This window comes from Allotamlana fucoidanivorans (assembly GCF_006265225.1).
GTDB lineage: Bacteria > Bacteroidota > Bacteroidia > Flavobacteriales > Flavobacteriaceae > Allotamlana > Allotamlana fucoidanivorans.
The window spans coordinates 107,396-133,365 of the sequence record NZ_VDCS01000004.1 but is presented as its reverse complement, the minus strand read 5'-3'; the positions used below and the strand labels follow the sequence as shown (position 1 = coordinate 133,365).

Below are 25,970 nucleotides of genomic sequence, written 5' to 3'. Positions count from 1 at the left end.
ATAATTACTTGTTGCTTATCAAATAGCGTTCCATTCACTAGGGTTTGCGTTCCATTCAGACAAAGTTTCAAGCTCTTTTTCTGTAATGTAGTTGGTTTGTAAGGCTTGTTCTAACAATGTTTCATAATTGCTTAAGGTTTGAAGTCTTACATTGGCGCTTTCAAAGTTTTCTGTGGCAACTTTAAAACCGTATGTGAATATAGCCACCATGCCCTTTACATTAACATTGGCTTCTTTTAAGGCTTTTACGGCATTTAAACTGCTTTTTCCAGTGCTAATTAAATCTTCAACAACCACAACGTTTTGTCCGCTTTCAATAAAGCCTTCAATTTGATTTTTTCTTCCATGACCTTTAGCATCGGGTCTAACATAAACAAAGGGTAGCCCTAAATACTCGGCAACCAGCATGCCTATGCCAATAGCACCCGTAGCTACGCCAGCAATGGCATCAGGTTTGCCATAATTTTTTTCTATCTGTTTACCCATAGTTTCTCTAATGTAATTTCTAATTGTTGGAAAAGAGAGTACAATTCTATTGTCACAGTAAATGGGTGATTTCCAGCCAGAAGCCCAAGTAAAAGGGGCGTTAGGACTTAATTTTATAGCATTGATTTGAAGTAAAACTTCAGCGGTTTTTTTTGCTGTATCTTTGTTAAAAATCATAGTTGCAGAATTTTGTACAAATTTAATTGTAATTGTATAGACTATACTACATTTAAAATAAATTTTTCAACATTGTCTTTTCTCAATTTAAAAATGATATTTTTACCCGAGTATAAATTCATTTGCCTATGCATAGAGTTTTTGTTGGGGACAAACCTATTGTATTGACTACCAGTATAGAAGAGGAAATAAACTTTAAGAATTACCTGTTAAGCACGGTAAATATGCCTAAAGTTATCCGACGGTTGAATAATACTTCATTAGCAGAAGTACGGCTAATTCATAAAAATGAAGATAAACTTCTTAAAAAATTTTTAAAAAAGTTACCAAATGTTATCGCGGGTGGCGGAAAGGTTTATAATGCAGAAGGTAAAATTCTTTTCATTTACAGAAACGATAAATGGGATTTGCCTAAAGGGAAAGCTGAAAAAAAAGAAAGTATTGAAGAAACAGCCATACGCGAGGTAACTGAGGAAACAGGAGTTTCTGGATTGAAAATTACAAAACCATTGGACGTCACTTATCATATTTTTAAAAGGAATGGTAGATATAAAATAAAAATCACTTATTGGTTTGAAATGAAAACCAAGTTCAGTGGTACTTTGACTGCACAAGAGAACGAAGGTATTACCAAAGTAGCTTGGTTGAATCATGAAGAAGCAAATGAGGCTCTTAAAAATTCATATGCCAATATTAAGTTGTTAGTTTAACGAAGTACTTAATTTAAGTTCTTATTGCGCTAGCTCTAACAATAAGATTTTTTCGTGTGGTTTTTTTGATTTTTCAAACGATTTCGATAGGCTTTGGGTTAATTATAATTGTTCTACTTGCAGATCAATATATTAACTGTAATTTTGCACCTTCAATAAAAAACCATGACTGAATTTATAAGAAAACGCGCTGCAAATGCCAAGAATGATATATTAAGTGGGATTACTGTTGCTTTAGCCTTAGTGCCAGAAGCCGTAGCTTTTGCCTTCGTGGCAGGTGTAGATCCTTTAGTTGGACTTTATGCGGCTTTTATGATTGGGTTAATCACTTCAATCTTTGGTGGGCGTCCTGGTATGATTAGTGGAGCAACAGGAGCTCTTGCTGTTGTTATGGTAAGTTTAGTGGCCGAAGGTAATGCCATGGGAGCACCTGAAGAACAATTAGGATTGTACTTTTTGTTTGTTACGGTTATTTTAATGGGTATAATTCAAATGCTGGCAGGCATTTTTAAACTAGGAAAGTTTGTTAGGTTAATTCCTCATCCAGTAATGATGGGGTTTGTTAATGGTCTGGCCATTGTGATTTTTCTATCGCAATTAGGTATGTTTAAAGATGCTAACGGTAATTGGTTTACAGGAACGCCATTGTATATTATGTTGGGGCTTGTGGCTTTAACTATGGGTATTATGTTTGTACTGCCTAAATTAACAAAAAAGTTACCTGAAGCCCTTATTGCCATTTTAGTGGTTTCATCTATCGTTATTTTTGGCGGATTTGATGTGGCTACCGTTGGAAGTTTTATTCGTGATGGTGGTGGAGAAGGGTTAAAAGGTAGTTTGCCTCAATTTCAAACAGATATTTTTACTAAGGTACCTTTTACTTGGCAAACTTTGAAATTTATTGGGCCTTATGCATTGATTCTTGCAGCCATTGGTTTAATTGAGTCGCTAATGACCTTAAATTTAGTGGATGAATTAACAGAAACTAGAGGGGATGCTAATAGAGAATGTATGGCGCAAGGCGGTGCTAATATTATTACTGGTTTCTTTGGGGGTATGGGTGGTTGTGCCATGATTGGTCAATCTTTAATTAATATCAAATCAGGGGGGCGCACAAGACTTTCCGGTATTGTTGCTGCTGTTCTACTTTTGGTCTTTATTTTATTTGCTTCAGGACTTATTGAACAAGTGCCTATTGCTGCACTGGTAGGTGTGATGTTTATGGTGGTTATTGGCACCTTTGCGTGGAGTAGTTTTAGAATATTGAATAAAATACCTTTAAGCGATGTGATTGTTTTGGTTGCTGTTTCTTCTTTAACGGTAATATTCGATTTGGCAATTGCCGTTATAGCCGGTGTTATTATTAGTGCCTTGGTGTTTTCTTGGGAGAATGCCAAACGTATTCGTGCTCGTAAACGCATACGTGAAGATGGTACTAAAGTCTATGAAATTTGGGGGCCTTTATTTTTTGGTTCTATTATAGCTTTTAATGAAAAGTTTGATGTAAAGAATGATCCTGAAATGGTAGAAATTGATTTTGTAGAATCAAGAGTTAGTGATCATTCGGCTATTGAGGCAATTTACAATTTGGTAGGAAAATATGAAGCGGCAGGCAAAAAAGTAAAATTGAAGCATTTAAGTGAAGATTGTAAAGTGCTTTTATATAAATCGAACCCCAAATTTAGAGAAGTAATTGTTGAAGATATTGACGATCCGCGTTATCATTTGGCAGAAAACCCCGAAGCCTTTACCAAGGGGTTAGCAGAGTATGATTTATAACATTACAGCATTATAAATTAAAAAAAGGTGGTTTTTTATCAACCACCTTTTTTTATACATTAATGTTTTGGTATTTACTTTATTCTTACACTATCAGGAACTAACTTGGTGTAATCTCCCTTATTTCTTATAACGTCACGCACAATAGAAGAGGCAATATAAGAGGTGTCTGCCGAAGTCAATAAAAATACGGTTTCAATGGGTGCTAAGTCTCTATTGGTATGAGCAATGGCTTTTTCAAATTCAAAATCGGCAGGGTTTCTTAAACCGCGTAAAATGAATTCAACACCTATGTCTTTACAGAAATCTACCGTAAGTCCTTTATAAGTCATGACTTTAACCTTGGGTTCATCAGCAAATGTTTTTTCAATAAAGGATTGGCGTTCTTTTAATGTAAACATATATTTTTTATCGGCATTGACACCAATAGCTACAATAATTTCATCAAAAAGGGTTACTCCGCGTTTAATAATATCATAATGCCCTTTTGTTATAGGATCAAAAGACCCTGGAAATAATGCTCGTTTCATGAAAACTTGTTTTCTTTCCGCCATGAGCGAAAAACATTTGTAGTGATTTATTTCAAAGATAACTAATAAATTACTTTAAAGCTTCTTCAATAGCATTATCAAAAAGCTCAAATAATGAGATATTCGCTGCAGCTGCCTGTTGGGGTAATATACTTTCTTTTGTCAAGCCAGGAATCGTGTTCATTTCTAATAAGTGTGGTTCGCCATCTTTAAAAATAAATTCACTACGACTGAATCCTTTCATTTTTAGTATTTCATAAACCTTTTTAGCTTCTCTAGTTACTTTTTCTTCTTGTTCTTGAGTAAGTCTGGCTGGTGTAATTTCTTTAGATTTACCTTCATATTTCGCTTCATAATCAAAGAAATCATTTTCAGAAACAATTTCAGTAATAGGAAGTACTTTTGTAGCACCCTTATAGGTAATAACGCCAACGGATACTTCAATACCGTCTAAAAAAGATTCTATAATAATTTCATCATCTTCTTTAAAAGCTACATCAATAGCGGTTTGTAACGCTTCTTTTTTATACACTTTACTGATACCAAAACTACTACCTGCTTTGTTGGCTTTAACAAAACAAGGTAAACCAACGCTTTTTATGATGGCCTGTTCATCAACCGCCTGCCCAAAATTAAGGTAATAAGAAGCGGCTGTTTTTATACCATAAGGTTTTAAAACGCTTAATAGGTCTCTTTTGTTAAAGGTTAAGCTAGCTTGATACATGTCACAACTTGTATTTGGTATGTTTAAAATTTCAAAATAGCCTTGCATAAAGCCATTTTCGCCTGGGGCACCATGAATGGCATTAAAAACACAGTCGAAAGTAGTTTTAAAACTATCTACATTAATAGAAAAATCATTTTTGTCTATAGGGAATTCCATGCCGTCTTCATCAACATACACCCATTTGTCTTTAAAAATATGAATTTTGTACGGTATGTATTTTGAGTCTTTTAAAGTTTCGTAAACAACCTGTCCGCTTTTCAAGGAGATTTTATACTCACTTGAATACCCTCCCATGATAATGGCTATATTTTTTTTCATTAAAGTTTAATTCAATTTTACTATTACCATCTAAAACAGATAATAAATCGTATTTATAATAGTGTGAGCTAAAATATCATATAAATAGCAAAAGAAAAAGCAGTTCTGTTTTTATATATTTGCCTAACTGAAAAATCTATACATGAGCATTGTTAAATTTCTTACCAGTAAAACATTTTTAAAGCAAATCATACTAGCTGTTGCGGCTCTAGTGGTTCTCTGTTTTTTGATATTGAAGTACTTAAATGTGTCTACAAATCATGGCGATTTTGAGACGGTTCCCGAATTAAAAGGGAAATCTATTGAGGTTGCTGAGGTAGAGCTTGCCGACAATAACTTAGTGATGAAAATTCAGGATTCGGCTAATTATAATCCAGATTATCCTAAGTATTCTGTGATTGAACAAGAACCTGTGGCTGGTGCAAAAGTTAAGGAAAATAGAAAGATATATATAACGCTCAATCCTTCAGGATATAGAAAAATGAATATTCCTGACGGACTAATAGATAGAACGCTTAGGCAAGTAAAACCAACCCTTGAAGCATTAGGTTTTAAGGTAGGAAAACTTACTTATGTAGATAATATTGGTAAGGATATTGTCTTAAAATTGTCGCACAAAGGTAAAGTTTTAAAGCCAGGAGACCAGTTGCCAAAAACGTCTGTAATTGATTTAGAATTAGGTAATGGTAACCGACCATAATTATGGATGACTATACCCCACAATTACCTGAAGAAGACAACTTGTATGAGCATCATGCATTTGTTGTAGGAAAAGGGCAAGCACCTCTTAGAATTGATAAATATTTGATGAATTTTGTAGAAAATGCTACCAGAAATAAGATTCAGGCAGCTGCAAAAAACGGAAGTATTTTTGTTAATGGTGTGCCCGTAAAGTCAAATTACAAAGTAAAGCCAGACGATTCTATCAGGGTTTTATTTTCTCACCCCACACATGAACAACTGCTAGTTGGTGAAGCTATTGATCTTGATGTGGTTTATGAAGATGATGATTTGTTGGTAGTGAACAAACCTGCTGGGATGGTAGTGCATCCAGGTCATGGTAATTACTCAGGTACATTAATAAACGCATTGATTTATAGGTTTGATAATTTACCCAATAATTCAAGTGAACGTCCAGGATTGGTGCATCGTATAGATAAAGATACAAGCGGACTTTTAGTAGTGGCTAAAACTGAGCAAGCCATGATGCATTTGTCATTACAATTTGCTGAAAAAACAAGTGAACGCGAATATGTTGCTTTGGTTTGGGGAAATGTTGAAGCCGATGAAGGTACTGTAGAAGGAAATATAGGGCGTCATCCTAAAAACAGGCTTCAAAATACTGTTTTTTTAGGAGATGAAACCGATAGAGGAAAACCAGCGGTAACGCATTATAAAGTTCTGGAACGTTTAGGGTATGTTACTTTGATATCGTGCAGGCTTGAAACAGGGAGAACTCATCAAATACGGGTACATATGAAACATATTGGCCACACCCTTTTTAATGATGAGCGTTACGGCGGTGATAAAATTTTAAAAGGAACCACATTTACTAAGTACAAGCAGTTTGTTGAAAACTGTTTTAAAGTATTACCACGTCAAGCGCTTCATGCTAAAACTCTGGGTTTTGAACATCCTACAACGGGCGAATTTATGAGATTTGAAGCACCTGTTCCTGATGATATTGAAGCCTGCGTTGAAAAATGGCGTAATTATGCCAAACATCAAGATATAGAGTAAGTCATGGTGTTTTAGCCAACATGTATTTTAATATCGGGAAATCTGATCTATTTCAAATTTTTTCATGGCTTCACCTTTTTTTAATTTGTATGTAATTTGACGTATACCTCCTGACGGAGCAGCATCAGAATCATCTGGTTTATAAACAGGAAAACGTTGTGCGAGGTTCGTTTCAATTAGGGTGAATTCGTCATGCCCTCTATAACCTTCATTTATTTTGGTTTGTTCAGCAGTGGGAGGGAAATAAACCATGCTCATAGACTTTTTGTTGTTTACCGAAAACCCGAAAACTTTACCTTGGTTATTCTGTGTTTCATTTTTAAGGTAAACCAGAAGTTCTGGTGAACCATCTGCATCTAAATCTTCAACCTCGACGTCTATAACATTAAAGCCATCAATATTAAAGGTTTCATCAAACGGGGAGACTTCTAAGCCAAAGGCATAAACATGCAATGTGTTTGTATTGTTTTGCATGATAGACGATACATTAAACCCGATACCTTGCAAGCTTAAATGCTTTGTAAACGCCGTTTTATCTATTTGATTTTGGTCTAAGTTGTTATTTATTTTAGAGTATGTGCCAGCTATTGTTGCTCCACCAGAACAAAAGAAGTAAAGTGAGTTTTCGTCTTCTTTTTTTTCCGTAGAAATTAAAATAGTATTATCTGTAAATGTATAGATGATGTTTTTACCGTCATACATAGACTCATAAGTAGTGTCGGTTTTTTTATAAGCTTTAGCATCGAAAGTACAAGTGGGCTTTTTCTTGTCGGCTCTTGAGCGTATAGAAATTAAAATGGTGTTTTTGGTGTCTTCTTTTACAGATACAGATACCCAATCATAACCCTGATCTCTTTTTGTATAACCGGTATCAACATAATTGCCTATAATACTTAAGGAGGCAGTAGGTGTAGCATGTTCAGTAGTTAAAGGGACATTGGTGGTATGGTTTTCTTTAGTTTGCTTACAAGCCAAAAGGAAGCAAATGCTTAAAATGTATGTAAGTGTTATGTTTTTCATGTGTTGTAAATAGAATCACTTATAAAGATAATATAATTTTAAGGATCCTTTAAAAGAAAAACAGAAGTACAATTCCTGATTGAATATGAAGCGCTTATGCTAATTCTTGCTCATAATACTTTCCTTGCCAAATGTTTTGTTGGGTAAGTGTTTTGTCAATTTTAGCAACAATTTCAAAATTTTTTAGACCATCCCATTTAGGAGCAATGAGCAAATCAAGAGGCGCTTCACTAATAAAGCGTTCTATGATGATATCAGGACGAAGTAAACCAACAAATTTGGCCATCAATTCTATATAGTCTTCAGAAGAAAATAAGTTAAAATCTTCTGGGGTACGTTGGTATTGATACGCCATGATAGAGCGTTTTACTATTTGTAAATGATGCAGTTTTAAGGTGTTTATAGGGAGCTTATTTAAGGCTTTTGCGTGATTTAGTAAATCTGCTGTAGTTTCGCCTGGTAGCCCCATAATAATATGGGCACCAAGAGAAATACCTTTGTTTTTACATTTTTGGTAGGCGGCTACAGTTTCTTCAAAGGTATGACATCGATTCACACGTTTTAATGTGCTGTTTAATGTGCTCTCAACACCAAATTCTAAAGACACATAAAAATCTTTTGAAAGCTTTGATAAATAATCTATGATGTCATCTGAAATACAATCTGGCCGGGTTCCAATAACCAAACCAATAACATTTGGAACTTGAAGGGCTTCCTCATACATAGATTTTAAAGACGCTATATCTGTATAAGTGTTGGTATACGCTTGAAAATAAGCTAAATATTTCTGCGTTTTATATTTTTTTGAAAACCGATCAATACCTTCTTCTAATTGTTGTGAAATACTTTTTTGAGGTTTGCAGTAATCAGGGTTAAACGTTTCATTATTACAATAGGTGCATCCACCGTAGCCTTTTGAACCATCTCTATTTGGACAAGAAAAGCCAATGTTTAAGGATATTTTTTGAATACGTTCTCCAAAAGTGTATTTTATATAAGATGAATAATCTAAGTAACGTTTACCTGTTATTTGCATATTAGAAAAAATAGAGTGCAAAAGTATTTAGAAATTAAAGTATGATTTATGATACTTGTTAGGTGGACTTTTTATTTTTAACAACAAGTCTCAAGGATTAAAGTGTCTAAGTTCATTAGAAATATTTATAGTTCTATTAGAATTATTATTTAAGGAAGATGTTCAAAAAGACTAAGGAATTGTACATTTGAAAAGAAAAATATAATGTATGAAACTCGTAATATCGCCTGCTAAGTCCTTAGATTTTGAAACTCAATTGCCTACAGATAGACACACAGAACCAAGGTTTTTAAAGCAATCTGAACGATTAAATAAACTACTTAAAAAGAAATCGGCCAAAAGTTTGTCTAAGTTGATGAGTATTTCTGATGCTTTAGGTCAGTTAAATTATGAGCGAAACCAAGCTTGGCACTTGCCTTTTACAACAGCTAATGCAAGGCCTGCGGTGTATGCTTTTGCTGGAGATGTGTATAGAGGTTTAGACGCTTACACCATTCCAGAAGAAAAACTTGAGGTACTTCAAAATAGTGTAAGAATCCTTTCAGGATTATACGGGCTATTAAAACCGACAGATTTAATTCAACCTTACCGTTTAGAAATGGGAACTAAAATGCCTGTTGGTGTTAACAAAAATCTATATGAATTTTGGAAAAAGGATATCACTAAGGCACTTAACGAAGAGTTAGAAGAAGACGAGTTATTTTTAAATCTGGCGAGTAATGAATACTTTAAAGTCATTGACGCCAAAGCCTTAAAAGTACCTGTGGTGACTGCAAATTTTAAAGATTTTAAGAAAGGAGAGTATAAGATGATTTCCTTTTTTGCTAAAGCAGCACGCGGACTCATGGCACGCTATGCAGTGGATACAAACGCGCAAACTATTGACGATTTAAAAGGGTTTAATTACGAAGGCTATCATTTTAGCGAACCCATGAGTAAAGGGAATGAATTAATTTTCATTAGATAAAACCTACTGGCTGTGTTTGTTGAATTTACTTAGGAGTAGCTTTGCCACTTATATTGATTTTGTTTTCAATAGAGGGCTTTTTCTTTATTTTTGGTCGTCTTACCCCAAAAGTACCTCGGTTGATTTTACCACGTTTTGATTTTTTATCACCTTTTCCCATGAGTCTTTAATTTATATGGTTTTTTGTATTATTAAAATAACAAAACTTCTCATAAAAACAAGTAAAAGATGTTTAAACATCATCATCCATATGAACCATTTATTAATTCAGATTCCACAAAACTGATTGTAGGGACACTGCCGCCTCCAAGGTTTTCAATAGGTGAGCTGTTAGAAAAAGACGTTAATTTTTGTTATGGTAGTTATTACAATTCCCTTTGGTTGTATCTTGATAAGATTCATAATTTGAATTTGACATTTGACAATTCGGAAGAAGCAATAAGTCAAAGAAAACAGTTTTTAATAAAACATAAAATAGGCATTTGTGATATTGTTGAAAGCTGTGAACGTGAAAAAATAGATGCCTCTGATCTAGGGATGACCAATATCGTGTTACGAGATTTAATAGGCTATATACAAAAACACCCAAGTATTGATACCCTCTTATTTACTGGAGGAAATAGTAAAAATGGGCCTGAATATTTTTTTAGGCAACACTTAAAAGAACACAGTTTGAAATTAAACCTGATTTCAAATGAGATTACTAGAATTCATCAGTTTACATATGCATCCAGAACCATAAAAACAGTTTCATTAACCTCGCCTTCAGGGTCTGCTAACCGCGCCATAGGGAGTATACCTCTATACAAACAGTTGAAAGCTTCAAATTCAAATTTCACGACGTTTGATTTTCGATTAATGCAGTATCGTGCGTTTTTTTAAGGGTATTTTTAAAAACAGAAAAGCCCAAGGTTACCTTGGGCTTTTTTTATGAAACGGTGTTAACTATTGTTTTTATTTAATCGCTTAAAGTTTCGCAGTAAACCCCTTTTGCTTTTAATTCGTTGATAAACCCTGTTTTTGTGATACTTCCATTAGCTTCTATTCTTAAAACATTGTCAATATCTTCAATATCAACAGACCAATCATGAATGTTTGAATGATTGTTGAAAAAAGAAGATATATGTTTTAATTTTTTTTTGGTTTTAATATTGGTTCTAAAGACCATAATAGTAATTGCATTCATAATTTTTAATCGATTAATCATGGTCTTTTATGCGTGAAACATAGGCTTCATAGGCTTCATTACCTTCTTCTTTCCAGAATTGATCGTAATACTTCCATTTTGAAAATTTACTTTTAAATTCTTTTTCGCATTCAGAGTCATTTGATGAAGATTCGCTTTTGCTGCCAAAGCCATTACATCCGCCAATTAGAATTTTTGAAAGGATAAAGATACCAGCGGCCTGCCAAAATGTAATAGTTGCTAAATGAAATAACTCGGGCATAAGCCAGTTCCATAACCACATAATAACAAATGCAAAAAGTATGGCTAAACCCGTTATGGTTATAGCTCCAAAAATGATCATTCCTGCAATAGCACCAGGTGATTTTCCTCTTAGTTTGTGTTTAAAAAAATGTGACATATCTATTATATTTAAGAAATTGTTTTTAGTTTTTTATTAAGCAAAGACATAGCTCGATGCCTTCTAGACATTAATGTGCCTATTGGCGTTTTGGTTATTTTTGCTATTTCTTTATAGCTGTATCCTTCAAAATCAATAGCAATTATAATCTCTCTGTATTTTGGTTTTAATTCAGTAATAGCTTTTCTTAGGGCCAATTTTAAAGTTTCAGAAAATGTTTCACCTGAACCTTCATCTCTAAAAGATTCAGCCAATGCTATAAGTTTTAATTCTTGTTTGTTTTCATAAGCCACAGTATAGTTTTTGTTAGATCTCAAAACGTCAATAATGCTGTTTTTAACTGCTCTATATACAAAACCAGCTACATTATTTATAGGAGAATAACGGTCTGCACTCGTAAATAGCTTCAGCGCTACATCTTGCAAAATATCTTCAGGGTCGCGATTAATATTAGTTTTTATTCTAGAACTAACATATCCTTTGAGTGCCTGATATTCTTGATTAAAAAAATCTTTTAGTTTTTTATTGTTATCTGGTTTCATGAAAAAAGCTCATTTTAATAGCTCTTCAACTATAAAGACGAAACATTTTAAATGCATTGCATTTTTTTTTGCAGCACACTAAAAAGTAGACGACTTAAACCTATAAATGTGTCATACGCAATAAGAGAAAATAGGGTAAATGAGGAGAGGTAAGTTTATTGGGTGGTTTAAGAGATTACAACAAGTTGTTTAAGGAATAAGGATTTTAAGTTTGTGGTTGGTATACTTGACCTCTGTGTGGCTTTAGTGCATCTCTTATAGGTTTCATGTCACAATCATCAACCACTAAAAAAGCAATAGCATGCATGTCATGTATGGCAGTATGTCCTGTTATTGAAATATTTAAATGATTGATAGTTATATATTCTTTTAAATGAATTTCATGATGCTCAGCCGTTTTTAGAGCATGTGGTCCATGAAAATCCCAAATCAGTTTTAGTTTACGCATGTCATTAGAAAAAACAATGATGTTTTTAGTGTTCAAATATAATTTAAAATTACGTAATAAACGGCTAGGGTATTCGTTAGATAAACACCTTGTAATATAGGTTAATATTAGTATTTTTGTACCTATTCAATTTTTTTAATCCATGAAATTAAAACAATTTTTACCTTTATTTTTTTGTTTTTTATTTACTCTATTAAAGGCTCAAACAGCTTCCGATGCTGTGCTTTTTACCCTTGACAATCAACCTGTTTACGCCGAGGAGTTTTTGCGTGTTTACAATAAAAATCTTGATTTAGTTCAAGATGATTCTCAAAAAGATGTTGATGCGTATTTAAAATTGTTTACCAACTATAAGTTAAAGTTACAAGAAGCAAAAGCTTTAGGGTTTCATGAAAAAAAGTCGTATTTACGAGAATTGTCAAACTACAAGAAACAATTGGCTCAAAATTATATTACGGATCCTAAGGTAACAGATGCCTTAGTAGAAGAGGCCTACCAACGTATTTCTCATGATATTAATGCCAATCATATTTTAATAAGGCTCGATGAAAACGCTTCTCCCGAAGACACCTTGGCAGCGTATAAAAACATCATGAAATTACGTGATAGAGCTTTACAAGAAGGTTTTGATAAGGTTAGGAAAGAAGTCCATAACGGGCAAACGGTGTTTGGAGAAGAATTGGGTTATTTTTCTGGATTTAAAATGGTTTATGCCTTTGAAACGGTTGCTTATAATACTCAGGTTGGCGCTATTTCAGAACCTTTTAGAACCCGGTTTGGGTATCATATTTTAAAAGTGTTAGATAAACGAGCTTCTGAAGGAGAACGTGAAGTGGCGCATATCATGATATTGTCAAAGTCAGGAGATTCTTTGTCTGCGCAAGCCGAAGAAAAAATAAAAAGTATATACAAGCGTTTAGAGGCAGGTGAAGCATTTGAAGATTTGGCGAAACAATTTTCTGAAGATAAGAATTCTGCCCCCAAAGGCGGTTTGTTGCCTGAATTTAGTAGAGGACAAATAAGCGCAAAAGCGTTTGAAGATGTGGCTTTCAATTTAAAAGCGGTAGGTGATTATTCAGAACCTTTTAAAACGAACTTTGGGTGGCATATTGTTAAACTCTACAAAATAAAACCAATTCCTGATTTTGAATCGATGAGACCCGAATTGGAAGGCAAAGTAAAGCGCGATTCAAGATCTAAATTAATTGATGAAGCTCTTGTTAATAAGTTGAAAACCAAATATAATGTGCCAGAGTTTCAACCAGCATTGGCATATTTTGAGTCTATTGTAACAGATGATTATTTTAAAAATTCATGGCAACTTCCAGAAAGTTTTACAGCAGATAAAACGCTATTAGTTATAGGCAACAAAAAGCTGTTATATAATGATTTTGGTCAATATTTATTAAATACCCAGCGTTTTTCAAGAAAAAAAGAACGTTTTAAGTCGCTTATTTCAACAAAGTATGAGGCATTTTTAAAGACTAACTTATTGCAATATCAAGAAGAGCATCTAGAATATGAAAATGAAGATTTTGCGCATATTGTAGAAGAATATAGAGACGGATTGTTGTTATTTGATCTTATGGAAAACACAATATGGAATACGGCAAAAAGTGATTCCACGGGAGTAAAACAGTTTTATAATAGTCATAAAGATAATTATGTTTTGCCCGAAAGAGTTGATGCCGTTGTGGTTTCCTCTACAAAACAAAGAACGCTAAATAAAGTTAAAAAACTGTTGCAACAAAATATGACGGTTGACGAGGTTAAGTCGTTAATTCGTGGTAATGACCAGATTGAAGCTATATTTACAGTGGGTATTATGGATAAAGAGCACCAAGCGCTTCCAAAACCATTTGAATTTAAAAAAGGCCTGTCAAAAGTTAATAAGTACAATGGCGCTTTTGTGTTAGTAAAAGTGAATGACATACTTCCTAAAACCCAAAAAACATTGGATGAAGCCAGAGGGGCAGTAATTAGTGATTATCAGGCTTATAAAGAAGAGCAGTGGGTCAATGAACTTGCCCAAAAGTATAAGGTTGTAGTCAATCAAGATGTATTAGAGCAGGTAAAAGCACAACTTAAATAAACCGGATTTGAAAATTAAATTAAGTCTTCTATTATTAGTGTTAGTCTGTTCCTGCGATTTTATAAAAAAATCACAGGAAGAGCACGTTGTGGCCAGAGTGAATGATACTTTTTTGTATTATGATGATATAAAGAATTTGGTAAAAGACGGTACATCAAAACAAGATAGTACTTTGCTTGTTCAAAATTTTATTAATAATTGGGCAACCAAGCAGTTGTTGGTAGATGGAGCTAAACTTAATTTGAGTCAGGAAAAGCAAGACGCTTTTAATAAGTTGGTTGTTGAGTATAAGAATGATTTATATGCAAAGGCGTATCTGGAAGCCTTAGTAAACAGAAGTATAGATACTTCGGTTTCAAAAGAAGAAGCAGAAGTTTATTATGATAAAAACAAGGAAGTTTTTAAGCTAAATGAAGAACTTTTAAAATTTAGGTATATTCATTTAGATGATAACATTATAGATTATACTACTATTAAAAAACGTTTTGAGCGCTATAATGAAGATGATAAAAGGAATTTAGATTCTATTTCAATTCAATTTAAATCCTATTCACTGAATGATTCTATCTGGATACGGTTGAGTCATGTTATTGATAAAATTCCTGTAGTTACAAAAGAAAACAAAAGTGAACTGTTAAAAAAATCTAATTTTATACAACTCAAAGATTCATTAGGAGTATATTTGATGCAAATAAATGATATTTTATTGCGTAATGAAACAGCTCCTCTAGAATATGTTAAACCAACAATTAAACAAATTGTTGTAAACAAACGTAAATTAGAGTTAATTAGGCAATTAGAAAAAGATATCACTAAAGATGCTATTAAAAACAACCAATTTGAAATCTATAAATAAATTGAAAAACCTATTGATGTTATGTGTGACCTTAGTTTCTGTTAATGTCATACTCTCGCAAGAAATTATTGAAGAAAAGGAAGAAAAAGAGGTTACAAAGAAAGTAGATACTTCCCAAGCAGTGAATGCCATAAAAGTTGATGGCGTAGCCGCAGTGGTAGGTGATTATATTGTGTTAGATTCTGATATTGATAAAACCTATTTGCAATTAAAAGCACAGGGCGTTAATATAGATAACATTGAACCTTGCCAACTATTTGGTAAATTATTGGAAGACAAATTGTATGCGCACCATGCCATACAAGATAGTATTTTAGTTTCTGATGCTGAAATTAGACGAAATGTAGATTATCAAATTCAACAGTTTTTACAGCAAACCAATGGTTCTATGGAAAAACTATTGGCTTTTTATAAAAAGGAGGATGAGGCGAGTTTTAGAGAAGAAATGTTTGAAATCAATAAGGCCAATCAGTTAGCATCAAAAATGCAACAAAAAATTGTTGAAGAAGTAGAGATCACACCAGAGGAAGTTAGAGATTTTTTCAACAAAATTCCTGAAGATGAACGCCCTACATTTGGAACTGAGTTAAAGGTGGCTCAGATTATAGCAGAACCGCAAGTTTCAGAAGAAGCAAAGCAAAAAATTATTGATAGGTTAGAGCAGTTTAAGGCTGATATTATTGAGAACGGAGCCAGTTTTCGTTCAAAAGCTGTGCTGTATTCAGAAGATCCTGGTTCAGCGAGTCGTGGAGGAAAATACACGCTAGACAGAAAAAAACCTAAAATGGTAAAAGAATTTAGGCAAGTAGCATTCTCATTGCAAGAAGGTGAAGTTTCAGATCCTTTTGAAACCGATTATGGCTATCATATTGTAACCGTAGAAAAGATTAGAGGGGAAGAGTATGATGTTGCGCATATTTTGTTAACACCTAAAGTGTCTAATGAAGCTATTCTTGAAGCAAAAGAGCGTTTAGAAAAAGTAAGACAACGTATTGTTGATGGCGATATTTCATTTGCGGATGCGGCTAGAGAGGCTAGTGATGAAAAAGAAACCAAAAATGATGGCGGACAATTGATAAACCCAACAACACAAGATTATAGTTTTGAGTTGACTAGAATGGATCCAGAGTTATATTCACAGATTCAGAACTTAAAAGATGAGGAAGTAAGCCTTGTTTTAAAAGAAGAAGATAGAACAGGTAAAGTGAAATTTAAAATTTTACGAGTTACTGATAGAGTTGATGAACATGCTGCTGATTATGCTCGCGACTATCTGAAAATAAAGGAGCTGGCCTTGGAAGAGAAAAAAATAAAGGCTATTGAAACTTGGCAAGAGGAAAAAATATTAGATACTTACATAAAGATTAGCGGAGAACATAGAGACTGTGATTTTTCTGGTAATTGGTTAAAAAAGTAAAATATATGTCTGACGTTGCCGCTATTGAAACCTTCGTAAAACAATTTAAAGCCTTAAAATCTGAAATCTCTAAAGTTATTATTGGGCAAGAAGAGGTTGTTAATCAGATTTTAATTTCCATATTCTCAGGAGGTCATTCGCTGCTTATAGGTGTGCCGGGATTGGCAAAAACCTTAATGGTAAACACCATAGCGCAAGCTTTAGGATTAAATTTTAAGCGCATTCAATTCACACCAGATTTAATGCCAAGCGATATTCTAGGTAGTGAAATTCTAGATGAAAATCGTCACTTTAAGTTTATAAAAGGCCCTATATTTTCAAATATTATATTGGCTGATGAAATAAATAGAACACCTCCTAAAACACAGGCAGCCTTACTTGAGGCTATGCAGGAACGTGCTGTTACAGTGGCTGGACATCATTATGAGTTGAGCTTGCCTTACTTTGTATTGGCAACGCAAAATCCCATAGAGCAGGAAGGAACTTATCCGTTACCAGAAGCGCAGCTCGATCGTTTTATGTTTGCTATTTATTTAGATTATCCAACTTTTGAGGAAGAAGTGCAAGTGGTAAAAGCAACAACGAATGATACGCCCAGTAAAGTAAATGCTCTGTTTAAAGCCGAAGAGATTGTTGAATTTCAACATTTAATTCGTCGCATTCCTGTAGCTGATAATGTCATTGAATATGCGGTAAGTATGGTTGGAAAAACCAGGCCTAATTCAATGTCTGCTTCAGAATTGGTTAAAACCTATTTAGATTGGGGAGCTGGTCCAAGAGCATCTCAAAATTTAGTATTAGCCGCTAAAACACATGCGGCTATTCACGGTAAATTTTCCCCAGACATAGAAGATGTGCAGGCGGTAGCTTATGGTATTTTAAGACATAGAATCATTAAAAACTATAAAGCTGAAGCTGAAGGTATTGCTGAAGAACATATTATAAAGAGTTTGTTTTAAGGGGCTATTAGTTTCATGTACTTTTGCTGATAAATTATTACCATAGAATTTTTGGTTTAGATGTTTTACGTGCATCGGCCATATTATTGGTGTTGTTTTCGCATTCTTCCCTGCTATTATTTCCAAATACAACACATATTTTATTAACCATTATTCAGTTTTTTGGAGCTATTGGTGTCGATTTGTTTTTTGTGTTAAGCGGGTATTTAATTGGAGGTATTTTAATCAAGCAAATAGAGAAAGGCCATACAAGTTATTCACATTTGTTTTATTTTTTATTACGAAGATGGTTCAGAACTATACCTAACTACTTTTTAATTCTCATTTTAAATATCATTTTAGTTGGTATATTAAATGGCGAGACTATACAAGGTATTGGCGATTATTTTTTGTTTTTACAGAATTTTTCATCACCACATCCCGATTTTTTCACAGAAGCTTGGAGCTTGTCTATTGAAGAGTACGCTTATATTTTTGGGCCTTTAATACTTTATATTTTATTGCAATTTTTTAGAAATGAAAATGCTTTAAAAGCCTATATGATTACGGTAATGATTGTAATTGTTTTAATCAGCTTAGCAAGGATTGATTTTCATTTAAGCCATGGTGTTATGTCTAATAAAGATTGGAGTCACGCCCTGCGTAAGGTTGTTATTTATAGAATAGACAGTATTTATTACGGTTTTATTATGGCATTATGTTATAAAAAATATCAGGATTTTATAAAACGCCATAGGTTTTTATTTTTAAGTATTGGTGTCATTGTATTTGTAAGTATGCATGCCCTAATTTTTATGCTAGATATGTTACCATCAAATACACCTTTGTTTTATAACCTATTTTATTTGCCTCTAGTGTCCGTAAGTCTCTTGTTTTTATTTCCTGTGTTTATAAATTGGCAAACAGGAAAAAGATTTAGAAACACAATTACAAAAATAAGTGTATGGTCTTATGGTTTATATTTGGTTAATTATTCGTTAGTGTTATTACCATTACAGACTTTTATTGATGTGGCACTACAACCTTGGTATGGTAAAATAGGCGTTGTGTTGAGCTTTTGGGCGTTAGCCTTTTTATTAGCGCGTTTACTTTATAAATATTACGAAAAACCATTGATGAACTTAAGAGATTTACCAGCATTAAAAGCTATGCTTAATCGATAGATGTAAATGAATGTCAATTTTATGGAGTCTAGTGATGTATTGCACTTAATATAAGGACTTCTTCATGCCATTGAGCCTACAGCAATTAGTATGTTAAAAATTCAAATACACCACATTAGAGAATCTTCATTAATATATCCTAAAAAATAGAAAATCACTAAACAATATTGAGAATTATGAAACTTATATAATTAAGTATAAATACGTAGTTTTAATATGGGGTTTATTTTTAGAACTTTGAATTTATTTCATATTTTGCGGAACTTTTTTAAAATAAACATTTGAAACACTTTTAAGGCCTTTGATAGTTTTACCATTAGAAGCCTTTATTCTTAATACATTGAAAGTTTTATGAACACATACAGCGATTACATCAAGGAGATCGAAGAGCGAAAAGGGCTGGGGCTTCACCCTAAACCAATTGAAGGGGCAGAATTACTAAGTGAAATTATTTCACAAATTGAAGACTTAAATAACCCACATCGTGAAGACTCATTAAAATTCTTTATTTATAATACCTTACCAGGTACTACGAGTGCTGCGGGTGTAAAGGCGCAGTTTTTAAAGAAAATTATTCTTGGAGAATCAGATGTAGAAGAAATTACTCCAACCTTTGCATTTGAATTATTATCTCATATGAAAGGTGGTCCATCTATTGAAGTATTGTTAGATTTAGCCTTAGGAGATAATAACACTATTGCGAAAGAAGCCGCTGAGGTTCTTAAAACTCAAGTATTTTTATATGATGCAGATACAGCGCGTTTAGAAGAAGCGTATAAATCTGGTAGTGCTATTGCTAAAGCTATTTTAGAAAGCTATGCTCAGGCCGAGTTTTTTACCAAACTTCCTGAAGTAGCAGAAGAAATCAAAGTGGTAACTTATATTGCTGGCGTAGGAGATATTTCTACAGATTTATTGTCACCAGGAGGAGATGCACACTCCAGATCAGATAGAGAGTTACATGGTCAGTGTATTTTTGAACACAATAAGGCCATGCAACAGGAACTTACCGCTTTAAAAGAAGAACATCCCGATAAGCGTGTTATGCTTATTGCAGAAAAAGGAACTATGGGCGTTGGGTCATCAAGAATGTCTGGCGTAAACAACGTAGCATTATGGACAGGTATTCAAGCGAGTCCGTATGTACCATTTATTAATATTGCTCCTATTATTGCAGGAACCAATGGTGTTTCTCCAATATTTTTAACTACAGTTGGTGTAACTGGAGGTATAGGGATTGATCTTAAAAACTGGAAAAGTAAAAAAGATGCAGACGGAAATACTGTAGTTGATGCTAACGGTGATCCTATACTAGAGCAGGTATATTCTGTTGAAACGGGTACTGTTTTAACAATCAATACTAAAGAGAAAAAATTATATAAAGGTGATGAGGAGTTAATGGATATCTCAGCGTCATTAACACCACAAAAAGTAGAGTTCATAAAAGCTGGTGGGTCATATGCCGTAGTATTCGGTAAAAAGATTCAAACCTTTGCGGCCAAAATTTTAGGTATAGAAGCACCTATGGTATTTGCACCTTCAAAAGAGATTTCTCATGACGGACAAGGGTTAACCGCTGTTGAAAAAATATTTAACAAGAATGCTGTAGGAACTACACCAGGTAAAACATTACATGCTGGTTCTGATGTTCGTGTTGAAGTTAATATTGTAGGGTCACAAGATACAACGGGATTAATGACGTCTCAGGAATTAGAGGCCATGGCAGCTACCGTGATTTCTCCAATTGTTGACGGAGCCTACCAATCAGGATGTCATACCGCTTCAGTTTGGGATAAAAAAGCACAGGCTAACATTCCAAAATTAATGCAGTTTATGAATGATTTTGGTTTAATTACTGCTCGTGATCCTAAAGGAAACTATCCAGCTATGACCGATGTAATTCATAAAGTTTTAAATGATATTACCGTAAGTGATTGGGATATTATTATTGGAGGCGACTCACATACCAGAATGTCTAAAGGTGTAGCATTTGGTGCAGATTCAGGTACCGTAGCATTAGCTTTGGCAACAGGAGAGGCATCAATGCCAATTCCTGAGTCTGTAAAAGTAACGTTTAAAGGAGAAATGAAAAGTTATATGGACTTCCGTGATGTGGTTCATGCAACACAGCAACAAATGTTAAAGCAATTTGGAGGAGAGAATGTTTTCCAAGGCAGAATTATAGAGGTACATATTGGAACTTTAACTGCCGATCAAGCCTTTACATTTACAGATTGGACGGCAGAAATGAAGGCAAAAGCATCAATCTGTATTTCTGAAGACGAAACCTTAATAGAATCTTTAGAAATAGCTAAGAGCAGAATCCAAATCATGATTGATAAGGGTATGGATAATGCCCAAAAGGTACTTCAAGGTTTAATTGATAAAGCCAATGATAGAATTACTGAAATCAAATCAGGTGCCAAACCAGCGCTTACGCCGGATGCTGATGCTAAATACTATGCAGAAGTCGTGATTGATTTAGATGCTATTGCTGAACCTATGATTGCAGACCCAGATGTAAATAATGAAGACGTTTCAAAACGTTATACGCATGATACCATCAGACCGCTTTCTTATTATGGTGGAGTGAAAAAAGTAGATCTTGGTTTTGTAGGCTCATGTATGGTGCATAAAGGAGATATGAAGATTTTAGCACAGATGCTTAAAAATATTGAATCTCAGAATGGTAAGGTAGAATTTAAAGCACCATTAGTGGTTGCACCTCCTACCTATAATATTGTAGATGAGTTGAAAGCTGAAGGCGACTGGGAGGTATTACAAAAATATTCAGGTTTTGAATTTGATGATAATGCTCCTAAGGCTGCGGCACGTACTTCGTATGAAAATATGTTGTACTTAGAGCGTCCAGGGTGTAACCTTTGTATGGGGAATCAAGAAAAAGCAGAGCCTGGTGATACGGTGATGGCTACTTCTACACGTTTATTTCAAGGGCGTGTGGTAAAAGATTCTGATGAGAAAAAAGGAGAATCGTTATTATCTTCTACGCCTGTGGTAGTGCTATCTACTATTTTAGGGAGAACACCTAATTTAGCAGAATATGAAAAGGCAGTTGAAGGTATTAATTTAACTAAATTTAAGCCATCTCATAAGTTGTTGGCTAATTAATCGAAAGGTTATAAATTCATAATGGAAAGCTCGAGTGTTTACTCGGGCTTTTTTGTTTCCTGTTTTAGGTGTTTCTACTTCAAAGCTCAAATATTTGGGTAACATTTTCAGAATGTATGAAGATATGTTTTTAAATGTTTTATGATATTTTTCATTCTAAATAAGTTCTATTTTTTTAGTAAATTTGAGGATAACCCAAAAAAAAAGAAATTATATGGCATTTGACATTGATATGATAAAAGGTGTTTATACCAACATGGCAGCACGTGTTGATAAAGCCCGTGAGATTGTTGGGAAACCATTAACGCTATCTGAGAAAATTTTATATTCTCATTTATGGGATGGAACACCATCAAAAGCTTTTATAAGAGGAAAAGATTATGTAGACTTTGCGCCAGATAGAATAGCGTGTCAAGATGCAACGGCTCAAATGGCTTTGTTACAGTTCATGCAGGCAGGTAAAGCTAAGGTAGCCGTGCCAACTACGGTACACTGTGATCATTTAATTCAAGCTAAAGAAGGCGCCGCTAAAGATTTAAAACATGCCAACAATGTAAGCAGTGAGGTTTTTAATTTCTTGGAATCGGTTTCTAATAAATACGGAATCGGTTTCTGGAAACCAGGAGCAGGTATTATTCATCAGGTTGTTCTTGAAAATTATGCATTTCCAGGAGGTATGATGATTGGTACGGATTCGCATACGGTAAATGCAGGAGGATTAGGGATGCTAGCTATTGGTGTTGGAGGTGCTGATGCGGTTGATGTCATGGCAGGCATGGCTTGGGAACTTAAGTTTCCTAAATTAATTGGTGTGAAGTTAACGGGTAAATTATCGGGTTGGACAGCACCTAAAGATGTTATTCTTAAAGTGGCTGAAATTCTTACGGTAAAAGGCGGGACAGGTGCTATTGTAGAATATTTTGGTCCTGGAGCTACGTCCATGTCATGTACCGGAAAAGGAACAATATGTAATATGGGGGCAGAAATAGGAGCTACAACATCTACTTTTGGTTATGATGATTCAATGGAACGTTATTTACGTTCAACAGATAGAGAAGATGTAGCGGATGCTGCTAATAAGATTAGAAAATATTTAACTGCTGATGACGAAGTTTATGTCAACCCTGAGGCATATTTTGATCAGGTCATTGAAATTAACTTATCAGAGTTAGGCCCTTTATTAAACGGACCATTTACACCAGATTTATCTACAGAAGTAGGTGAATCCATGACAAAAAAAGCCAAAGAAAATGATTGGCCTATAAAAGTAGAATGGGGGTTGATTGGCTCCTGTACCAACTCCTCTTATGAAGATTTATCAAGAGCTTCTTCTATTGCACAACAGGCTTTAGATAAAAATTTAAAAACAAAAGCTGAATTTGGTATTAATCCTGGTTCCGAACAAGTGCGCTATACGGCTGAAAGAGATGGTATTTTAGAAGTTTTTGAAAAACTAGATGCAAAAATATTTACCAACGCTTGTGGCCCTTGTATTGGGCAATGGGCAAGATATAGTGATCCTAAAAATGCCCCTAAAAATAGTATTGTGCACTCTTTTAATAGGAACTTTGCTAAACGTGCTGATGGTAATCCAAATACGCATGCCTTTGTAGCTTCTCCTGAATTAACAGCAGCTATTGCCATTGCTGGGCGTTTAGATTTTAATCCGTTAAAAGATAAACTGATTAATGAAAATGGTGAAGAGGTCATGTTAGATGAACCAACAGGATGGGAACTACCTCCAAAAGGTTTTGAAGTTAAAGATAATGGGTATTTGGAGCCTGAAGCAGATGGAAGTCATGTTCAGGTTGAAGTAAAAGAAGATTCAGAACGGTTACAGCTATTAACTCCCTTTGAACCTATTGGAGACTCTATTACAGGAGCTAAGTTATTAATAAAAGCCTTTGGTAAATGTACCACAGACCATATTTCTATGGCAGGACCATGGTTACGTTATAGAGGTCATTTAGATAATATTTCAAATAACACCCTAATAGGTGCTGTTAATGCTTTTAATCAAAAAACAAACTTTGTTAAAAACCAATTAACGGGAGAGTACGGCGGTGTGCCAGATGTACAACGTGCCTATAAAAAAGCGGGTATTAAAACAGTAGTAGTGGGCGATCATAATTATGGAGAAGGATCGTCTCGTGAGCATGCAGCCATGCAGCCTAGACATTTAGGGGTGGCGGCAGTTATTGTGAAGTCGTTTGCACGTATCCACGAAACTAACCTGAAAAAGCAAGGGATGTTAGGGTTGACATTTGACAATGAATCTGACTATGATTTAATTCTAGAAGATGATACCTTTAATTTCTTAGATTTAAATGAATTTGCACCTAATAAGCCATTAACCCTAGAAGTGGTGCATGCTGATGGTTCAAAGGATGTGATTACCTTAAATCATACCTACAATGAGGCTCAAATAGCATGGTATAAAGAAGGTTCTGCTTTAAATTTGATTAAGAAGCAAAATGCTTAAGTGTTTGTAAAGATAATGGAACAAGAATCCAGCTCTAGAGCTGGATTTTTTATGTAAATTAAAATGCTTTTGAACTTTATTAAAACAACTAATATTTACCAGAGCTAAGCAAAATTGTATTTTAGCCAAAATTTAGAAGCAATGAATAATAGAGAAGATCAACTTCGAGCCTTTGATAGACTATTAACCATTATGGATGAACTAAGAGCACAATGTCCATGGGATAAAAAACAAACCATGGAAACATTACGGCATTTAACCATTGAAGAAACCTATGAGTTGGGCGATGCTATTTTAGATCATGATTTAGAAGAGGTTAAAAAAGAGTTAGGTGATGTGCTATTGCACATTGTATTCTATGCCAAAATAGGTAGTGAAACTAATGACTTTGATATTGCTGATGTTTGTAATGAAATCTGCGAAAAGCTTATTTCAAGACACCCGCATATTTATGGTGATGTTGAAGTGGCTAATGAAGAGGATGTTAAGCGCAATTGGGAAAGTTTAAAATTGAAAGAAGGTAAAAAAAGTGTTTTAGAAGGTGTGCCGAATAGCTTACCAGCTTTAGTGAAGGCTAATCGCATTCAAGAGAAAGTGGCGGGTGTGGGCTTTGATTGGGAAGCACCTGAACAGGTTTTTGAAAAAGTAGAAGAAGAACTAAAAGAGTTGCAAACGGAGGTAGCATTGAGCAATCAAGACCGAATGGAAAGCGAGTTTGGAGACGTATTATTTTCTATGGTAAATTATGCCCGCTTTTTAAATATAAATCCAGAAAACGCCTTAGAACGTACTAATAAAAAATTCTCTAAACGCTTTCAATATCTTGAAGAAAAAGCTCAGGCGTTAAATAAACCTCTAAAAGATATGACACTTGCCGAAATGGATGTGTTTTGGGAAGAAGCTAAAAAACTTTAAGTTGGTTTAACTGCTAATTTTAAAAAAAGGAGACTACTAGTTGAGTCTACTAAAAAAGTCACGAACAGAAATAAAAGCGGTAAGTATTTTAGATACTTGCCGTTTTTTGTATTTTGTATTGATGATAGTTCAACAGGAATCATTTCGATTAAGCGAGTAGAGTTCTTTATATAATTTAATAGTTCCTAACACTAATTTGTTAAGGCGTACAAATGATTTAATAGGTTTTAGTTTCATCTATGAAGAACTTCAATCAAAATATTCTTAAACCCAAGACAGAAAATCAGAAAGTCTCATAAGACTATTCAAATATCTTCCTCTAAACGTAATTTATACCATTTCAGATGTAGATGTAGTGGAGGGTTCACGCTATGACATGTCTTTCAAATATTTTTTAGATATGTTGCCAGAAGAATATGTTATTGACTGAAGTACTTTAACCAAGTTTCGTAGGCAACGTTTAAAGGATACCAATTTACTGGATATGCTTATCAATAATAACGTTAGCATTGCTGTTGAAGAAGGCATCATAAAATCCAAATCAATTATTTTAGATGCTACTCATAGTTTATAAAAATCGAACCCCATCTCAACTATAAATGTTTTATGGGAGCGTTCAAAACAACTTCGCAAATCAGTTTATACTTACCAAGAAGATTGGACTGGTAAGATGCCAGTCAAGAATCAGGGCAATGATTTAGAAAAGGAACTAGCTTACTGCAAGGAATTAGGGATCTTATTAGATGGCACTCATACACTTAGCACAGTTCCAGCAAAAAAATAAAAACTGAACTTACTTAAAGAATCTGTTGATGATATTGAACACGTGGCTCAAAATGGAGAGTTAAAAAATGTTCATGGTTATGGAAGAGCTATAGCTTATGGCATAGG

General features: G+C 34.1%; 24 protein-coding genes and 1 pseudogene. 15 read left to right on the top strand and 10 right to left on the bottom strand.

Features of this window, described 5'->3' with window-relative positions; genetic code table 11:
- Positions 1-18 precede the first annotated feature (18 nt).
- Entirely contained in the window at positions 19-663 is a 645-nt protein-coding gene (pyrE, locus tag FGF67_RS04940; protein ID WP_139695374.1) for an orotate phosphoribosyltransferase, read from the bottom strand.
- 128 nt (positions 664-791) lie between these two features.
- Between pyrE and FGF67_RS04935 the strand changes: the two genes are divergently transcribed.
- Both FGF67_RS04935 and FGF67_RS04930 read left to right on the top strand, forming a co-directional pair.
- Positions 792-1,373: an NUDIX hydrolase gene (locus tag FGF67_RS04935; protein ID WP_139695373.1), complete on the top strand. Its 582-nt coding sequence runs from the start codon at positions 792-794 to the stop codon at positions 1,371-1,373.
- Positions 1,374-1,538: 165 nt separating this feature from the next.
- Positions 1,539-3,152, top strand: coding sequence for a SulP family inorganic anion transporter (locus tag FGF67_RS04930; RefSeq protein ID WP_139695372.1), 1,614 nt, complete (start codon positions 1,539-1,541; stop codon positions 3,150-3,152).
- Between the two features lie 74 nt (positions 3,153-3,226).
- Here the strand turns inward: FGF67_RS04930 and coaD are convergent, their stop codons facing one another.
- A complete protein-coding gene (gene coaD, locus FGF67_RS04925) occupies positions 3,227-3,682 on the bottom strand; it encodes a pantetheine-phosphate adenylyltransferase (RefSeq protein ID WP_139695371.1) in 456 nt (151 codons plus the stop codon).
- Positions 3,683-3,752: 70 nt separating this feature from the next.
- Positions 3,753-4,727 (bottom strand): D-alanine--D-alanine ligase, encoded by a 975-nt coding sequence (locus FGF67_RS04920; protein WP_139695370.1) that lies wholly within the window; start codon positions 4,725-4,727, stop codon positions 3,753-3,755.
- 142 nt (positions 4,728-4,869) lie between these two features.
- Here FGF67_RS04920 and FGF67_RS04915 point away from each other — a divergent pair, with 142 nt between their 5' ends.
- Both FGF67_RS04915 and FGF67_RS04910 read left to right on the top strand, forming a co-directional pair.
- A complete protein-coding gene (locus FGF67_RS04915) occupies positions 4,870-5,427 on the top strand; it encodes a PASTA domain-containing protein (protein WP_139695369.1) in 558 nt (185 codons plus the stop codon).
- A 2-nt stretch (positions 5,428-5,429) separates the two neighbouring features.
- Positions 5,430-6,467, top strand: a complete 1,038-nt coding sequence (locus FGF67_RS04910) for an RluA family pseudouridine synthase (RefSeq protein ID WP_139695368.1) — start codon at positions 5,430-5,432, stop codon at positions 6,465-6,467.
- A gap of 27 nt (positions 6,468-6,494) precedes the next feature.
- On the opposite strand, the gene FGF67_RS04905 is transcribed toward FGF67_RS04910, so the two are convergent.
- Both FGF67_RS04905 and FGF67_RS04900 read right to left on the bottom strand, forming a co-directional pair.
- Positions 6,495-7,487 (bottom strand): hypothetical protein, encoded by a 993-nt coding sequence (locus FGF67_RS04905; protein WP_139695367.1) that lies wholly within the window; start codon positions 7,485-7,487, stop codon positions 6,495-6,497.
- Between the two features lie 94 nt (positions 7,488-7,581).
- Positions 7,582-8,523: a TIGR01212 family radical SAM protein gene (locus tag FGF67_RS04900; protein WP_139695366.1), complete on the bottom strand. Its 942-nt coding sequence runs from the start codon at positions 8,521-8,523 to the stop codon at positions 7,582-7,584.
- 208 nt (positions 8,524-8,731) lie between these two features.
- Here FGF67_RS04900 and yaaA point away from each other — a divergent pair, with 208 nt between their 5' ends.
- Positions 8,732-9,490: a peroxide stress protein YaaA gene (gene yaaA / locus FGF67_RS04895; RefSeq protein WP_139695365.1), complete on the top strand. Its 759-nt coding sequence runs from the start codon at positions 8,732-8,734 to the stop codon at positions 9,488-9,490.
- A 25-nt stretch (positions 9,491-9,515) separates the two neighbouring features.
- On the opposite strand, the gene FGF67_RS04890 is transcribed toward yaaA, so the two are convergent.
- Positions 9,516-9,650 (bottom strand): 30S ribosomal protein THX, encoded by a 135-nt coding sequence (locus FGF67_RS04890; protein WP_139695364.1) that lies wholly within the window; start codon positions 9,648-9,650, stop codon positions 9,516-9,518.
- Positions 9,651-9,718: 68 nt separating this feature from the next.
- Here FGF67_RS04890 and FGF67_RS04885 point away from each other — a divergent pair, with 68 nt between their 5' ends.
- The gene (locus FGF67_RS04885; protein WP_139695363.1) at positions 9,719-10,372 is read left to right on the top strand and encodes a uracil-DNA glycosylase family protein; all 654 of its coding nucleotides are present in this window, start codon (positions 9,719-9,721) and stop codon (positions 10,370-10,372) included.
- A gap of 76 nt (positions 10,373-10,448) precedes the next feature.
- Here FGF67_RS04885 and FGF67_RS04880 read toward each other — a convergent pair whose 3' ends face one another.
- The 4 genes from FGF67_RS04880 to FGF67_RS04865 form a co-directional block, all read right to left on the bottom strand.
- Positions 10,449-10,676 (bottom strand): hypothetical protein, encoded by a 228-nt coding sequence (locus FGF67_RS04880; RefSeq protein WP_139695362.1) that lies wholly within the window; start codon positions 10,674-10,676, stop codon positions 10,449-10,451.
- Between the two features lie 13 nt (positions 10,677-10,689).
- A complete protein-coding gene (locus FGF67_RS04875; protein WP_139695361.1) occupies positions 10,690-11,076 on the bottom strand; it encodes a hypothetical protein in 387 nt (128 codons plus the stop codon).
- Between the two features lie 11 nt (positions 11,077-11,087).
- On the bottom strand, positions 11,088-11,618 hold the full coding sequence (locus tag FGF67_RS04870) for an RNA polymerase sigma factor (protein WP_139695360.1): 531 nt from the start codon (positions 11,616-11,618) through the stop codon (positions 11,088-11,090).
- A gap of 205 nt (positions 11,619-11,823) precedes the next feature.
- Entirely contained in the window at positions 11,824-12,066 is a 243-nt protein-coding gene (locus tag FGF67_RS04865; protein ID WP_139695359.1) for a hypothetical protein, read from the bottom strand.
- A gap of 142 nt (positions 12,067-12,208) precedes the next feature.
- Between FGF67_RS04865 and FGF67_RS04860 the strand changes: the two genes are divergently transcribed.
- From FGF67_RS04860 to FGF67_RS17645, 9 genes and pseudogenes are all read left to right on the top strand, one after another.
- Positions 12,209-14,158 (top strand): peptidylprolyl isomerase, encoded by a 1,950-nt coding sequence (locus tag FGF67_RS04860; protein WP_139695358.1) that lies wholly within the window; start codon positions 12,209-12,211, stop codon positions 14,156-14,158.
- Between the two features lie 7 nt (positions 14,159-14,165).
- On the top strand, positions 14,166-15,014 hold the full coding sequence (locus FGF67_RS04855) for a peptidyl-prolyl cis-trans isomerase (protein WP_139695357.1): 849 nt from the start codon (positions 14,166-14,168) through the stop codon (positions 15,012-15,014).
- Positions 14,977-16,431, top strand: a complete 1,455-nt coding sequence (locus FGF67_RS04850; RefSeq protein WP_139695356.1) for a peptidylprolyl isomerase — start codon at positions 14,977-14,979, stop codon at positions 16,429-16,431. Before FGF67_RS04855 ends, FGF67_RS04850 begins: the two co-directional genes overlap by 38 nt.
- Before the next feature lie 5 nt (positions 16,432-16,436).
- Positions 16,437-17,390 (top strand): AAA family ATPase, encoded by a 954-nt coding sequence (locus FGF67_RS04845; protein WP_139695355.1) that lies wholly within the window; start codon positions 16,437-16,439, stop codon positions 17,388-17,390.
- Positions 17,391-17,413: 23 nt separating this feature from the next.
- Positions 17,414-18,553, top strand: coding sequence for an acyltransferase family protein (locus tag FGF67_RS04840; RefSeq protein WP_139695354.1), 1,140 nt, complete (start codon positions 17,414-17,416; stop codon positions 18,551-18,553).
- A 351-nt stretch (positions 18,554-18,904) separates the two neighbouring features.
- Positions 18,905-21,682: a bifunctional aconitate hydratase 2/2-methylisocitrate dehydratase gene (locus tag FGF67_RS04835; protein ID WP_139695353.1), complete on the top strand. Its 2,778-nt coding sequence runs from the start codon at positions 18,905-18,907 to the stop codon at positions 21,680-21,682.
- Positions 21,683-21,896: 214 nt separating this feature from the next.
- Complete coding sequence (locus tag FGF67_RS04830; RefSeq protein ID WP_139695352.1) at positions 21,897-24,164, top strand: aconitate hydratase; 2,268 nt, start codon at positions 21,897-21,899, stop codon at positions 24,162-24,164.
- A gap of 141 nt (positions 24,165-24,305) precedes the next feature.
- The gene (gene mazG / locus FGF67_RS04825) at positions 24,306-25,079 is read left to right on the top strand and encodes a nucleoside triphosphate pyrophosphohydrolase (protein ID WP_139695351.1); all 774 of its coding nucleotides are present in this window, start codon (positions 24,306-24,308) and stop codon (positions 25,077-25,079) included.
- A gap of 178 nt (positions 25,080-25,257) precedes the next feature.
- Positions 25,258-25,860, top strand: a pseudogene (locus tag FGF67_RS17645) (transposase); the annotation flags it as partial.
- Between the last annotated feature and the right edge of the window lie 110 nt (positions 25,861-25,970).

Bases quoted from the DNA above. Each gene is read 5' to 3' on its own strand.
- pyrE (WP_139695374.1), bottom strand. From the start codon at position 663: ATGATTTTTAACAAAGATACAGCAAAAAAAACCGCTGAAGTTTTACTT.
- FGF67_RS04935 (WP_139695373.1), top strand. From the start codon at position 792: ATGCATAGAGTTTTTGTTGGGGACAAACCTATTGTATTGACTACCAGT.
- FGF67_RS04930 (WP_139695372.1), top strand. From the start codon at position 1,539: ATGACTGAATTTATAAGAAAACGCGCTGCAAATGCCAAGAATGATATA.
- coaD (WP_139695371.1), bottom strand. From the start codon at position 3,682: ATGAAACGAGCATTATTTCCAGGGTCTTTTGATCCTATAACAAAAGGG.
- FGF67_RS04920 (WP_139695370.1), bottom strand. From the start codon at position 4,727: ATGAAAAAAAATATAGCCATTATCATGGGAGGGTATTCAAGTGAGTAT.
- FGF67_RS04915 (WP_139695369.1), top strand. From the start codon at position 4,870: ATGAGCATTGTTAAATTTCTTACCAGTAAAACATTTTTAAAGCAAATC.
- FGF67_RS04910 (WP_139695368.1), top strand. From the start codon at position 5,430: ATGGATGACTATACCCCACAATTACCTGAAGAAGACAACTTGTATGAG.
- FGF67_RS04905 (WP_139695367.1), bottom strand. From the start codon at position 7,487: ATGAAAAACATAACACTTACATACATTTTAAGCATTTGCTTCCTTTTG.
- FGF67_RS04900 (WP_139695366.1), bottom strand. From the start codon at position 8,523: ATGCAAATAACAGGTAAACGTTACTTAGATTATTCATCTTATATAAAA.
- yaaA (WP_139695365.1), top strand. From the start codon at position 8,732: ATGAAACTCGTAATATCGCCTGCTAAGTCCTTAGATTTTGAAACTCAA.
- FGF67_RS04890 (WP_139695364.1), bottom strand. From the start codon at position 9,650: ATGGGAAAAGGTGATAAAAAATCAAAACGTGGTAAAATCAACCGAGGT.
- FGF67_RS04885 (WP_139695363.1), top strand. From the start codon at position 9,719: ATGTTTAAACATCATCATCCATATGAACCATTTATTAATTCAGATTCC.
- FGF67_RS04880 (WP_139695362.1), bottom strand. From the start codon at position 10,676: ATGAATGCAATTACTATTATGGTCTTTAGAACCAATATTAAAACCAAA.
- FGF67_RS04875 (WP_139695361.1), bottom strand. From the start codon at position 11,076: ATGTCACATTTTTTTAAACACAAACTAAGAGGAAAATCACCTGGTGCT.
- FGF67_RS04870 (WP_139695360.1), bottom strand. From the start codon at position 11,618: ATGAAACCAGATAACAATAAAAAACTAAAAGATTTTTTTAATCAAGAA.
- FGF67_RS04865 (WP_139695359.1), bottom strand. From the start codon at position 12,066: ATGCGTAAACTAAAACTGATTTGGGATTTTCATGGACCACATGCTCTA.
- FGF67_RS04860 (WP_139695358.1), top strand. From the start codon at position 12,209: ATGAAATTAAAACAATTTTTACCTTTATTTTTTTGTTTTTTATTTACT.
- FGF67_RS04850 (WP_139695356.1), top strand. From the start codon at position 14,977: ATGCTATTAAAAACAACCAATTTGAAATCTATAAATAAATTGAAAAAC.
- FGF67_RS04845 (WP_139695355.1), top strand. From the start codon at position 16,437: ATGTCTGACGTTGCCGCTATTGAAACCTTCGTAAAACAATTTAAAGCC.
- FGF67_RS04835 (WP_139695353.1), top strand. From the start codon at position 18,905: ATGAACACATACAGCGATTACATCAAGGAGATCGAAGAGCGAAAAGGG.
- FGF67_RS04830 (WP_139695352.1), top strand. From the start codon at position 21,897: ATGGCATTTGACATTGATATGATAAAAGGTGTTTATACCAACATGGCA.
- mazG (WP_139695351.1), top strand. From the start codon at position 24,306: ATGAATAATAGAGAAGATCAACTTCGAGCCTTTGATAGACTATTAACC.